This window comes from Bacillus sp. AY2-1 (assembly GCF_008368965.1).
In the GTDB taxonomy this organism is placed as follows: Bacteria; Bacillota; Bacilli; order Bacillales; family Bacillaceae_G; genus Bacillus_A; species Bacillus_A thuringiensis_S.
This window is the reverse complement of record NZ_QPEL01000083.1, coordinates 14,714-26,676: the sequence shown is the minus strand read 5'-3', so window position 1 is coordinate 26,676 and position 11,963 is coordinate 14,714. Positions and strand designations below refer to the sequence as shown.

The window sequence follows — 11,963 nt, the reverse complement described above, 5'->3', positions numbered from 1 at the left end:
TTTAAATCATTATCCACTCATAAAAAAAATCCTCCTATGTTAGGGGGATTTTTAATTTCTCAACATATACCAAACAATAACCTCTACCACTACAAGTAAAACCGCACCAAAGATCATTAACGTCGTCTTCTTTAATAGTTCATTTTCACGGTAAGGGATATTACATAAGTAAGCACCTAATGTAATCCGTGATGGACAAGCGATTGTCGCTACTGATGATGCGGTGTTTTGAAGTGTTGTGACATATTGCCACGGGAGTGCTACGTTTTGTGCGGTTTGCATTTGTAGTTTTATAAACATTGCATTTGATCCTGCGTTACTACCTGTTAAAAATCCACCAATAGCGCCAATAAACGGAGCAACAAAAACGAAAAAGGTTCCAAATGTTTCACCAGCTGTTTTTGCAAGTAATGAATGCATGCCAGATGCACCCATTAGTTCTGAAATGGCGATAAACATTGTCGTCGTAATAGCAAATGGAATCCATTGTTTGATCGTTTGTGAGAATGATTGTTTAATAATATTAGACGGGATGCGGAAGAAAATAATAGTAAATAAGCAAGTCATACCGAGCCAAAATCCTGGTGAATATAGTAACTCTAGTTTATAAGAGTATGATTTCAAATCAAGAACCGCATATGATCTGAACAAATCATGTAATGCTGGAACGAGGCGAGAAAGTAAAATACAAACTGTTAGAAATATATAAGGGCTAATAATTTTTATAATGGATACTTCTCTCTCCGTTGCAGCGGCATGTTCTGCTATAAGATTTTGCCCACTTTTTCCTTTTAATTTAATGATAAGAAAGCCAAATGTAATCGTAACGATAGAACTTAATATCCCGGCTAGTTCAACACTTACGTACGCATTAGAAAGATATATTCCGAGAGAAAATAATAGAAAGAACCCTACTCCTTCTTTCCACTTTTCTATAACCGCTTGCCAGCCACCAACAACGTGTAAAGAAAGAATAACGAAGTAAGCAAACATCGGAATACTTAATAACGCTGTATTTGTACCAAGTGTTGTAAGAGGCATATTTATTAGCTGCGAACCGATAATCGTACCCGTTGCCATTGCGCCCCATGAACTAGCTAGTAAGCCGATGAATGAGAGCAGTACAGCTTGAAATGGTTTATAGCCTAGCGAAAGAAAAATAGGTGCTGCAACCATGAATCCAATACCAAATCCACTTACTGATTCAATAAGCGGACAAATGCCAAAACACATAAGCAGCATTTGTAATAAGCGATCATGTGTGATTTCTTCTAAAAAACGTGCTACTTGATCGATGTATCCCATTTTGTTCATGAGGTGAAATAAAAAAATACCGAAAAATAAAACGTACCCGACAATAAAACAAATTAACCATCCTTTAATCGTTGCGTGCACAGTTTCACTTATCCCTAATCGAAACGTTGGCGAGAGTAAAACGATTCCGACAGACACTGCATAAGAAATTAACGAGGACCTTAATGACGTTTGTTTAAATAAAAATAAACAAATGAAAATCATCATAATTGGGATAAGTGCCAACAATATGGCCATGTTATCATCTCATTTCGTTTAAAATACAATTTTTAACTATTATATAACAGATGACATAATTTTCAATTGTTTTTACAACAGATTCAAAAAAGGGGCCAAACGGCTCCTTTTCATTCACCCCATTTTCTATTATTCTGAAAAACTGTCTGCTGCCCAATTATTTTTTCTAACACAACAAACACAATGTAAGTACATATTGCTTGCAATACAATATTCCCAAATTTCATTAATGTAAATGAATGAATCCGTAGAAATAATTCGTTTAATAATACAATCGAAACGATACTAAATAATTCTATACTAATCGAAAATAGACATATTTCTAAAATAGACTGTTCTTGAATACGATTTAAGTTGGAAAAGATAAATACATATCCTAAAAATAGAGCCATCAACTCTATTTTCGCCATGCTAATGAGCCAAGCGTATAGTGGTATAGTTAAAAGAAGATATAGTAATTTGCGTCTTAGCATGCCTTCTCACCTCTGAATTAAATGTATTTTCTGTATATTTTAACATTTATTACGCAAAACAAAAAGAAGAGACTTACGCCTCTTCTTTTTGTTTTGTTGCATATATTAATTCACATATTTCTTCTCGTTTTTCATTTTCTAAAAGCTCAATGATCTTACTTCCAACAACAACTCCGTCACATATTGTAACCATTTCTTCTACATGTTCTTTTGTTGAAATACCGAATCCTGCGACTACTGGTAAGTTGACGTGTGATTTTACTTTTTCTAAGTAACTACGAATCTCCTCTTTAAAGTTTTGACGTACTCCCGTTACGCCCGCTACTGTAACAGCGTAGACGAATCCTTCTGATTCACTCGTAATTTTTTCGATTCGCTCAATTGGGCTCGTTACGGTAACGAGTGGAATTAGCGCAATGTTTGCCTCTCGAAGTAACGGCGCAATAATATTTTGTTCTTCATATGGTAAGTCTGGAATGATGATGCCGTCTACACCTGCTTCTATGCAGTTTTCGATGAATCGTTCTTTTCCAAATGCGAGTACTGGATTTAAATATGTCATGAGTACAAACGGAATTTGCACTTCTTCCCTTACCTCTATTAATGCTTGAAAAATTCCTTTTACTGTTATACCGCTATCTAGCGCTCGCTTCCCTGCTCTTTGAATCGTTGGGCCATCTGCAACTGGATCTGAAAACGGGATACCAATTTCAACGATGCTTGCTCCTGCTTCGTCTAGAAAACGAATTCTTTCTTTTAATTTCTCAAGTCCACCATCTCCGCCCATTACGTACGGAATAAATGCTTTCTTACCATTTTCAAACGCTGCTTTAATTTTTTCTACTCCCATTTTTCACACCTCTTCCATATAACGTTTTATACTCTCTACATCTTTATCACCGCGGCCTGATAAGCAAATGACAAGTCCTTCGTCTTTCTTCATTTGCGGCGCTAATTTTAATGCATATGCGACAGCATGTGAGCTTTCTAAAGCCGGAATAATTCCTTCTTTTTTCGTTAATAATTGAAATGCTTCTAACGCTTCATCATCAGTAATTGAATGATAAGAAACGCGGCCAATATCTTTTAGCAAGCTATGTTCTGGACCAACACCTGGATAATCGAGTCCTGCTGAAATAGAGTGCGCTTCTTGAATTTGCCCTTCTTCGTTTTGCAGAAGATACATCATTGATCCGTGTAAAACACCGACGCTTCCTTTCGTTAAAGTTGCTGCATGCTTTTCTGTATGAACGCCTTTCCCTGCTGCTTCTACGCCGTAAAGAGCGACCTCTTCATCGTGTACGAACGGATAAAACATGCCCATCGCATTACTACCACCGCCAATACAAGCAACGACTGCTTCTGGTAACTTTCCTTCTAACGCCTCATATTGTTTTTTCGTTTCATTTCCAATTACACTTTGGAAATCACGGACAATTTGCGGGAATGGATGTGGCCCGAGAACGGATCCCATAATGTAGTGTGTATCGTGCACGTGTGAAACCCAGTAGCGAAGCGCCTCGTTCACTGCATCTTTTAATGTGCCGCTACCTGCCGCTACACTTTCTACTTTCGCTCCGAGTAATTCCATTCGGAACACATTTAATTTTTGACGTCTCACATCTTCCTCTCCCATAAAGATGACGCATTCTAATCCGAGTAGGGCACATACAGTAGCAGTTGCCACTCCGTGTTGTCCTGCTCCTGTTTCAGCGACAACTTTTTTCTTGCCCATTCGTACTGCAAGTAGTGCCTGACCGATTGTATTGTTAATTTTATGAGCTCCTGTATGGTTCAAATCTTCACGTTTTAAATAAATCTTTGCACCACCGCAATACTTCGTCATATTTTCAGCGAAATAAAGCGGTGTTTCCCTTCCAACGTACGTTTTTAAATAATGATTTAATTCCTTTTGAAACGCTTCATCTTGCATCGCTTCTTTATATGCTTCTTCTAGTTCTAATACAGATTGCATTAACGTTTCTGGAACGTATCGTCCTCCGTATATACCGTAGTGACCTTTTTCATCTGGATATGCGTAGTTCATTTGGAACACTCCTTCGATTTTATAATAAATTGTTTTATTTTCTTTAGATCTTTCTTTCCTTCTGTCTCTACTCCGCTACTTACATCGACCATATATGGCCGAACAGTTCGAATTGCTTCTTCTATGTTAAGGATGTTTAATCCACCAGCTAATATCGTTTTCTTTCGCAACTCTTTTGGCATATGCTCAAGTAATTCCCATGAAAATGTCTTTCCATTTCCTCCATGAAACTTTTCTTTCGGGCTATCAAACAATATATAATCCGTTTCATATGCTTGAGCGCTTTTCATATCACTCTCTGAAGTTACTCCTAGCGATTTTATAGACGGAATATTCAATCTTCTAATTTGATGATTCTCTTCATCCCCATGTAGTTGCACATGCGTTAACCCGCACTCATCTGCAATCTTCTGAATCACTTCAACTGATTCATTTACGAAAACCCCGATTTTTAATACGTGTGCTGGAAGCTCCCCAATAATTTCTTTCGCTAGCCCCAGAGTAATTTTCCGCTTACTTTCTGCAAAAACAAATCCGATTGCATCTGCTCCGTATTCGCAAGCACATTTTGCTGTTTCAACATCAGTAATACCACAAATTTTCACTTTCATATATTCACCTTACAATCTTCAAAAAAGCTACTAATAGAAGATGATGTCATAAGTGCCTCTCCAACTAATACACCTTTTGCTCCAGCTCTTTTAACGCGGGTAATATCTTCTTTTGAATGAATGCCACTTTCACTAATCCAAAGTAATTTCTCCTCATTCAATCGTTTTCCTAACTTTTCAGTTTGGCTTAAATCTACTTCGAACGTTTTTAAATTACGATTATTAATGCCAATAACATGTGGATTTAGTTGGATCGCAGTTTCTAATTCCTGTTCATCATGAACTTCAACAATCGCTTCCAATCCTTTTTTTAACACGTAGCTATACAACTCTTTTAACTTTTCTTTCGTTAACGCTGCTACGATTAGTAAAATAATATCTGCTCCCGTTTCATACGCTCTATCGATTTGAATCTTATCGATTATGAAATCTTTACATAAAAGCGGAATGTTACTTTCTTCTCTTGCTGTTTGTAAATCGTGAAACGATCCTTTAAAAAATTGACCATCTGTTAAAACAGATACTGCTCCTGCCCCGCAGTCTTCATATGTTCCCACTTGTTTTCGTACGTCAACGTGTAAATTGATATCTCCTTTTGATGGTGATGCTCGCTTTACTTCTGCAATGACAGTAAACTGCTGTAACGCTTCTACAAGTGAATGTGTCTTTCTTTTTGTTTTGACTGGTGTATACGTTTCATATAACTCCGCAACTTCCTTTTTCTTCTGTTCTACAATTTTATCTAAAATCGTCCCCACTTTAGTTCACCCTTTCTAATTTTTCGTTGCTTGCTGCAATTAATAAGTTTAATTTGGTTAATGCTTTTCCAGAGTCAATGCTATGTGTTGCTAGTTTAATTCCTTCTTCAATCGTTTCTGTTTTTCCATTTGCAAAAAGGGCTAGACCTGCATTTAATAACACTGTATCGCGGTAAACACTCTTTTCTCCACTCAATACGCCGACTGTAATCTTTGCATTTTCTTGTGAATTCCCCCCTCTAATTTCTTCATTTTTCACTCTTGAAAAACCATAATTTTCTGGATCAATATTCATTTCTACTATTTCATTATCTTTTAAAAGGACTACTTGATTTTCCCCTTGTAATGACGCTTCATCTAAAAAACCACTTCCATTTACGACAAGCGCTTGTTTCCGGCCTAACTTTTGTAATACTTGTGCAACTGGTAATAACATATCTCGTTTATAAATACCGACAAATTGTGTTTCTAAATTCACTGGATTTGTTAAAGGGCCAATTAAATTAAAGATCGTCGGCACGTTTAACTCTTTTCTTATTTTCATAATGCGCCTTAGTGCTGGATGCATCGCTGGTGCAAATAAGAAGGCAATGCCCACATGCTCTAGTAAATAATCAATCTCGTTTGGCGTACTACTAATATTTACACCTAGTTCTTCTAATAAGTCTGCACTTCCTGTTTTACTAGAAACGGCACGATTACCATGTTTTGCAACCTTTACACCTGCTCCTGCCAGTACGAATGCTGATGTTGTGCTAATATTAAACGTTTGAGCACCGTCACCACCCGTCCCGCAATTGTCCATTGCTCCTTGTATATGGTTCGAAAACGGCAATGCCTTTTCGCGAAGAGCTCGAACGAGACCGTATATTTCTTCTGCAGTTTCACCTTTCGCTTTCAGTAAGACTAAGAAAGCTGCAATTTCACTTTCTAATATGTTTTCACTTAATAAAAGTAGTCCTGCTTTATACATTTCCTCTTCTGTTAAATGTTGACCCTCCACTAATTTACGAAGATAGTTATTCATACTCTTTCCTCCTCTTTTACTTCTGTTAAAAAGGCACGTATTAACTTTCCGCCTTCTTCTGTTGCGATTGATTCCGGATGAAACTGTAATCCGAAGAGCGGATAATAATTGTGACGGACTGCCATTATTTCTCCGTCGTCCATCGCTGTCGCTAATATGTCAAAACAATCTGGCAAGCTCGTTTGCTCTGCAACAAGGGAATGATAGCGCATCGCCGTCAGCGGCTGTGTAACGTATGAAAAGATTGACGTTCCGTTATGTTTCACACGCGATGTTTTTCCGTGTTTAATACGTTCTGCTCTAACAATGTCTCCTCCAAATGCGGCTATGATCGCTTGGTGGCCAAGACAAATCCCTAATATGGGAACGTTCTTATAAAAATGACGAATCACTTCGATACAAATACCAGCATCCTCTGGTTTTCCTGGTCCTGGTGAAAGCACAATTCCTGTTGGATTCATCTCTTCTAGCTGTTCTATCGTTATTTGATCATTTCTTACGACTACAATATCTTCTTCGTATTCACCTAACAGTTGATACAAGTTATAAGTAAATGAATCATAATTATCAATTAGTACAATCATTTCATTACCTCCAATAGCGCTCTCGCTTTATTTAATGTTTCTTCATATTCAGCTACTGGATCTGAATCGTAAACGACTCCTGCTCCGGCCTGAACGTATGCTTTTTCATCCTTTACGACCATCGTTCGAATGGCAAGTGCCATATCAAGATTCCCTGAAAAACTAACGTATCCAACTGCTCCGGCGTATACGTTTCTTTTTTCATTCTCTAGCTCATTTATAATTTCCATCGCTCTAATTTTCGGAGCTCCAGAAACTGTCCCTGCTGGTAAGCAATACGCTAACGCATCAAATCCGCTCGTTTGTTTTCGCAATGTTCCGTAAACTTCAGATACAATGTGCATAACGTGAGAATATTTTTCTACTTTCATATATTTATCTATCGTCACGGATCCAATTTCACTCACTCTGCCAATATCATTTCGCCCAAGATCTACAAGCATCATATGCTCCGCTCGTTCTTTCTCATCTTCCAACAGTTCTTTTTCGATTTCCTCATCTTCCCTCTTCGTTTTCCCCCTCGGCCTCGTACCAGCAATTGGATTCGTCATCACTTTATTCTCCCTTACTGATAGCAAACTTTCCGGTGAAGAACCAAGTACAACATAATCTTGAAAATCGATATAGAACATATATGGTGATGGATTTGCAATTCGAAGTTTTCGGTATAACGCGAATGGATCACCAATACATTCACTTTGCAAACGCTGTGACAGTACGACTTGGAATATGTCCCCAGCTCTTATATGTTCTTTCGCCATTTCTACCATCTCACAAAACTCTTTTTCCGTTATAGAAGAAGTGAATGATAATGTGGATTGTATTGCATTTACTTCAGCTTCTTCTCCTTGTAGCACTTCCTCTTTGTATACTCGTAGCCTTTCGTATACTTCCTCATAATCTGCTGAATCATCTTCCCTGCATACATATACAAACGACAACTTTTGGCGTAAATGATCGTAAACGATAAACTCACGATATAGTAAAAGGTGTACTTCCGGAATATTTAATGGGTCGTGTAAATCCGCTCCAATGTTTTCATACTGCCGAATGACATCATATCCAATATAACCAACTGCTCCTCCGCAAAATGGAAATGGGCTATCTACTTGTGATGATGCGATTACTTCTTCTAACACTTGTAGTACGTTACCTTTTAACTTTTCTGTTTGCCCATATATCATTCTTTCTACTTCCGTACCAACGCTTGTCACCTCTCCATAAGGATTACATCCTAAGTAAGAATAACGCCCTTTATCTTGATGAAGCTGTGAACTTTCTAATAAAAATTTCTTCTTCCCTTTCATACGTCTATATAAAGAAATTGGCGTAATGCTATCTCCTTCTTCTTCAGTGATTACTAAAAATGTCTTTCTCTCTCTTTTTTGTTTTATAAATTCTTCTTTCGTCATCATGTCCTTCACCTCACTCTGAAAAATAAAAAAGTCCCCTACATATCGAAAATATGTAGAGGACGATAAATATACCGCGGTACCACCTCGTGTTGGATGCAAAAGCATCCCGCTTTGTTCAGGTACAAAATTTATACCTTATCCTTGTAACGGCGGAACCCGGGTTGCCTACTGAAAATAATTGTTCAGCATACCTCTCGTAAGCCCATTCCGTATATGGCACCGTACCGGGCTCCCACCTATTCCCGGCTCTCTGTAACGTCTCCAATATACGTACTCTTCTTACTTAGACGATTTCATTTATTTAATTTTTTATACACAAAAAGGGAGTACTCATCCTATAGAAAGGACGGGTACTCCCGTGGTGCCACCTTAATTCGTTACAAATGTAACGCACTTTACCGTATCAAAAACAATACGTGTCTCTTGTATCGATGAGATCATGTCGCCAAAGCCTACTTCTTTCGTTTCGGTTTGGAAGCTCCGAAGCCCATTCCACATCAATTCCATACTGATTCGCACCAACCATCAGCTCTCTGACATGTTCATCATGTGTACTCTTCTTCATCAACGCTTGCATTTTTTTAAGTTGCACTCATTATAGACCTGACTTTTTTCACAAGTCAATACTTTTTTAAAAATTTTATTTTTCTTTCCTTTCAATATTATATTGACAAAACAACCTCTTTTTATGTAAATATAATAAATACTCTATTAAAAATAAGGTTTTTTGTATGAATATTATATATTAAAAAAGTAAAATCACATCAAAAAACGCTTACATTTCTGAAAATTCATATTTCTATATGGATTTTTCAGAATAATCATGATAGATTATAAAGTGAAACTTTAATAAGTGGGGGTTTTGTTCATCCCCCACTTATTATTAGTTGAACTAATCGGGCATTTACGGGCAGTTGATCTCCCACCTAACTTCCTTGCCCATCCAATTTTAAGGTGGGAGTTTTACTGCCCGTTCATGCGGGATAAATATGCATAACGCATCAAAAGACCTGACAAAAGAAAGGGGAACTACATGAGTACGCAGATGTTAATTTTAACTTCTATCTCTATTTACATGCTCGGGATGCTAATTATCGGCTATTTCGCTTATAAGCAAACATCCAACTTAACAGATTATATGCTTGGCGGGCGTACACTAGGCCCCGCAGTAACAGCATTAAGTGCTGGAGCAGCTGATATGAGTGGTTGGCTTTTAATGGGCTTACCCGGTGCAATGTTTAGCGTTGGATTAAGTAGTAGCTGGATTGCGATTGGCCTAACATTAGGCGCATATGCAAACTGGCTTTATGTCGCTCCTCGCTTACGTACCTACTCTGAAATTGCAAATAACTCTATTACTATCCCAGAATTTTTGGAACACCGTTTCCACGACAAATCCCATATGCTACGTTTAGTATCTGGACTTGTTATTATGATATTTTTCACGTTTTATGTAGCTTCAGGATTTGTCTCTGGTGCTGTATTATTCGAAAATTCATTTGGACTCAATTACCATGTTGGTCTTCTTATCGTTGGTGGAGTTGTCGTAGCTTACACATTATTTGGTGGATTTTTAGCTGTAAGTTGGACAGACTTCGTGCAAGGAATCATTATGGTAGTCGCTCTTATTCTTGTTCCAGTCGTAACAATTATGCACGTAAATGGACTTGGTCCAGCATTTGAAACAATTAAATCTATCGATCCGGCATTATTAGATATTTTTAAAGGTACTTCTGTATTAGGAATTATTTCATTATTCGCATGGGGCCTTGGTTATGTTGGACAACCACATATTATTGTACGCTTTATGGCGATTTCTTCTGTAAAAGAAATTAAAAGTGCACGACGTATTGGTATGAGCTGGATGATTTTCTCTGTTGCTGGAGCTATGTTTACTGGCCTTATCGGTATTGCATACTATTCAAAAGCAGGTTTAAAACTTTCTGATCCAGAAACGATTTTCGTTGAACTTGGCACTATTTTATTCCATCCACTTATTACTGGATTTTTATTAGCAGCTATTTTAGCAGCTATTATGAGTACAATTTCTTCTCAACTTCTCGTTACTTCGAGTGCAGTAACAGAAGACTTATATAGAACATTCTTTAAGCGTGATGCTTCTGATAAAGAACTTGTATTTGTCGGTCGTATGGCTGTTCTTGTTATTGCTTTAATTGGATGTGCATTAGCACTTAAACAAAATGATACGATTTTAGCTCTTGTTGGATATGCTTGGGCTGGGTTCGGTTCTTCATTCGGACCTGCTATTTTATTAAGCTTATATTGGAAACGTATGACGAAATGGGGCGCGCTTGCTGGTATGGTTTCTGGTGCCGCTACTGTTATTATATGGACTCAATTCAAATTCTTAAAAGATTTCTTATATGAAATGATTCCAGGTTTCGCTATTAGTTTACTAGCTATCGTAATTGTTAGTTTACTAACACAACCTTCAAAAGAAGTTGAAGAGCAATTTGAGAATTTCGAAAAACAACATAGTCATAATCTATAAAGGGAAAGCTCTGCTGTTATCGTATCAGCAGAGCTTTCTTTATATCAAAGTTCGACGATCTTCTGCTCGAATTTAACAATTTCTTTATGTTTCGTTAAATTAAACGTAACACTACTCCTTTATAGTATTACTATCAGCACTTATACAGAAAGGGGACTCCAATATGTTAGCAGCTTTCCAGCAACAACAAACACGAAAATTTTCACCTATCACCAATACTTCTGCGTCTTGTTTGAACATACAACCTAATCCACCTAAAATTACAATTGCTCCTTCTGTTATTTCAGTCATCGGTGTTCATATGGAAAAAAATAAGTTAAAAGTAAGAACTGGCCAAAGCACTGAGTTATCAGCTTCCGTTTTGCCAATGCAGGCAACAAATAAAGAACTTCTTTGGACGAATATGAATGCTGATGTTATCACACTGTATCCAAAGGGGGACACGGTAACGATTACTGGAAAAAGTGCAGGTAGAGCAGTCGTAATTGTCACAACTGCTGAAGGAAAGTTCCGTGACCTATGTATCATTCACGTACAACCTTATATGACAAATCCAAAGTAAAAGAGTGGCTACGAAGCCACTCTTTTACTTTATTTCAATGTGTGGATTTTTACTTTTAACAAGATTGATGAATTGCTCTTTATCTTTAGGAGAAATAATTTCTGTTTGATGTGCACCATAAACAATTTCAAGTCGATCAAATGACAATGCATGGGCTGCTATTGGATTTTTTGTATTTAAAACTTGTTTTATATCTCGTATAAATATGCGCTTTTTAACGAAACCTGATCTAATTGTAATTGTTTCTTCTCCGACGATGTATTTTGTCGAAAACCAACTCCAAATAAATAATATCGCTAATGAAATTGTAAAAAATAAAAGAAAATATTCTCTACCTGCAAATAGGGGAGCAAAACACGCTCCAATGACAACGAAAAAAATCGGATATAGCCATACATCTTTTTTTGATGGGAATTCCATTTC

At 37.2% G+C, this 11,963-nt stretch carries 12 protein-coding genes and 2 other annotated features; of the genes, 2 read left to right on the top strand and 10 right to left on the bottom strand.

The genetic code is table 11. The features are described from left to right. Nucleotides 1-51: 51 nt before the first annotated feature. The 9 genes from DN403_RS20370 to trpE form a co-directional block, all read right to left on the bottom strand. On the bottom strand, nucleotides 52-1,551 hold the full coding sequence (locus DN403_RS20370; RefSeq protein WP_016097961.1) for an L-lactate permease: 1,500 nt from the start codon (nucleotides 1,549-1,551) through the stop codon (nucleotides 52-54). Between the two features lie 110 nt (nucleotides 1,552-1,661). Next, nucleotides 1,662-2,024: a DUF4029 domain-containing protein gene (locus DN403_RS20365; protein ID WP_000946134.1), complete on the bottom strand. Its 363-nt coding sequence runs from the start codon at nucleotides 2,022-2,024 to the stop codon at nucleotides 1,662-1,664. Nucleotides 2,025-2,097: 73 nt separating this feature from the next. Next, nucleotides 2,098-2,874, bottom strand: coding sequence for a tryptophan synthase subunit alpha (gene trpA / locus DN403_RS20360; protein WP_000537822.1), 777 nt, complete (start codon nucleotides 2,872-2,874; stop codon nucleotides 2,098-2,100). Nucleotides 2,875-2,877: 3 nt separating this feature from the next. Beyond that, the gene (gene trpB, locus DN403_RS20355) at nucleotides 2,878-4,071 is read right to left on the bottom strand and encodes a tryptophan synthase subunit beta (RefSeq protein WP_001105026.1); all 1,194 of its coding nucleotides are present in this window, start codon (nucleotides 4,069-4,071) and stop codon (nucleotides 2,878-2,880) included. After that, nucleotides 4,068-4,682: a phosphoribosylanthranilate isomerase gene (locus DN403_RS20350; RefSeq protein WP_000865127.1), complete on the bottom strand. Its 615-nt coding sequence runs from the start codon at nucleotides 4,680-4,682 to the stop codon at nucleotides 4,068-4,070. The genes trpB and DN403_RS20350 overlap by 4 nt, the downstream gene beginning before the upstream one ends. Beyond that, a complete protein-coding gene (gene trpC, locus DN403_RS20345; protein ID WP_137073208.1) occupies nucleotides 4,679-5,440 on the bottom strand; it encodes an indole-3-glycerol phosphate synthase TrpC in 762 nt (253 codons plus the stop codon). Before trpC ends, DN403_RS20350 begins: the two co-directional genes overlap by 4 nt. Nucleotide 5,441: 1 nt before the next feature. Next, a complete protein-coding gene (gene trpD, locus DN403_RS20340) occupies nucleotides 5,442-6,467 on the bottom strand; it encodes an anthranilate phosphoribosyltransferase (protein ID WP_001067363.1) in 1,026 nt (341 codons plus the stop codon). Next, the gene (locus DN403_RS20335; RefSeq protein ID WP_000636336.1) at nucleotides 6,464-7,051 is read right to left on the bottom strand and encodes an aminodeoxychorismate/anthranilate synthase component II; all 588 of its coding nucleotides are present in this window, start codon (nucleotides 7,049-7,051) and stop codon (nucleotides 6,464-6,466) included. The genes trpD and DN403_RS20335 overlap by 4 nt, the downstream gene beginning before the upstream one ends. Continuing rightward, on the bottom strand, nucleotides 7,048-8,466 hold the full coding sequence (trpE, locus tag DN403_RS20330; protein ID WP_002083083.1) for an anthranilate synthase component I: 1,419 nt from the start codon (nucleotides 8,464-8,466) through the stop codon (nucleotides 7,048-7,050). The genes DN403_RS20335 and trpE overlap by 4 nt, the downstream gene beginning before the upstream one ends. A 52-nt stretch (nucleotides 8,467-8,518) precedes the next feature. After that, nucleotides 8,519-8,763: a binding site (T-box leader), on the bottom strand. A 42-nt stretch (nucleotides 8,764-8,805) separates the two neighbouring features. Then, nucleotides 8,806-9,043, bottom strand: a binding site (T-box leader). Nucleotides 9,044-9,499: 456 nt separating this feature from the next. On the opposite strand from trpE, the gene putP reads away from it, so the two are divergent. Then, nucleotides 9,500-10,978, top strand: a complete 1,479-nt coding sequence (putP, locus tag DN403_RS20325; protein ID WP_000107191.1) for a sodium/proline symporter PutP — start codon at nucleotides 9,500-9,502, stop codon at nucleotides 10,976-10,978. Between the two features lie 163 nt (nucleotides 10,979-11,141). Beyond that, the gene (locus tag DN403_RS20320) at nucleotides 11,142-11,540 is read left to right on the top strand and encodes an Ig-like domain-containing protein (RefSeq protein ID WP_000878727.1); all 399 of its coding nucleotides are present in this window, start codon (nucleotides 11,142-11,144) and stop codon (nucleotides 11,538-11,540) included. A gap of 24 nt (nucleotides 11,541-11,564) precedes the next feature. Here DN403_RS20320 and DN403_RS20315 read toward each other — a convergent pair whose 3' ends face one another. Then, a complete protein-coding gene (locus DN403_RS20315; protein WP_000395656.1) occupies nucleotides 11,565-11,960 on the bottom strand; it encodes a PH domain-containing protein in 396 nt (131 codons plus the stop codon). Between the last annotated feature and the right edge of the window lie 3 nt (nucleotides 11,961-11,963).

Excerpts from the sequence above, each read along its gene's own strand:
- DN403_RS20370 (WP_016097961.1), bottom strand. The coding sequence starts at position 1,551 with ATGGCCATATTGTTGGCACTTATCCCAATTATGATGATTTTCATTTGT.
- DN403_RS20365 (WP_000946134.1), bottom strand. The coding sequence starts at position 2,024 with ATGCTAAGACGCAAATTACTATATCTTCTTTTAACTATACCACTATAC.
- trpA (WP_000537822.1), bottom strand. The coding sequence starts at position 2,874 with ATGGGAGTAGAAAAAATTAAAGCAGCGTTTGAAAATGGTAAGAAAGCA.
- trpB (WP_001105026.1), bottom strand. The coding sequence starts at position 4,071 with ATGAACTACGCATATCCAGATGAAAAAGGTCACTACGGTATATACGGA.
- DN403_RS20350 (WP_000865127.1), bottom strand. The coding sequence starts at position 4,682 with ATGAAAGTGAAAATTTGTGGTATTACTGATGTTGAAACAGCAAAATGT.
- trpD (WP_001067363.1), bottom strand. The coding sequence starts at position 6,467 with ATGAATAACTATCTTCGTAAATTAGTGGAGGGTCAACATTTAACAGAA.
- DN403_RS20335 (WP_000636336.1), bottom strand. The coding sequence starts at position 7,051 with ATGATTGTACTAATTGATAATTATGATTCATTTACTTATAACTTGTAT.
- trpE (WP_002083083.1), bottom strand. The coding sequence starts at position 8,466 with ATGATGACGAAAGAAGAATTTATAAAACAAAAAAGAGAGAGAAAGACA.
- putP (WP_000107191.1), top strand. The coding sequence starts at position 9,500 with ATGAGTACGCAGATGTTAATTTTAACTTCTATCTCTATTTACATGCTC.
- DN403_RS20320 (WP_000878727.1), top strand. The coding sequence starts at position 11,142 with ATGTTAGCAGCTTTCCAGCAACAACAAACACGAAAATTTTCACCTATC.
- DN403_RS20315 (WP_000395656.1), bottom strand. The coding sequence starts at position 11,960 with ATGGAATTCCCATCAAAAAAAGATGTATGGCTATATCCGATTTTTTTC.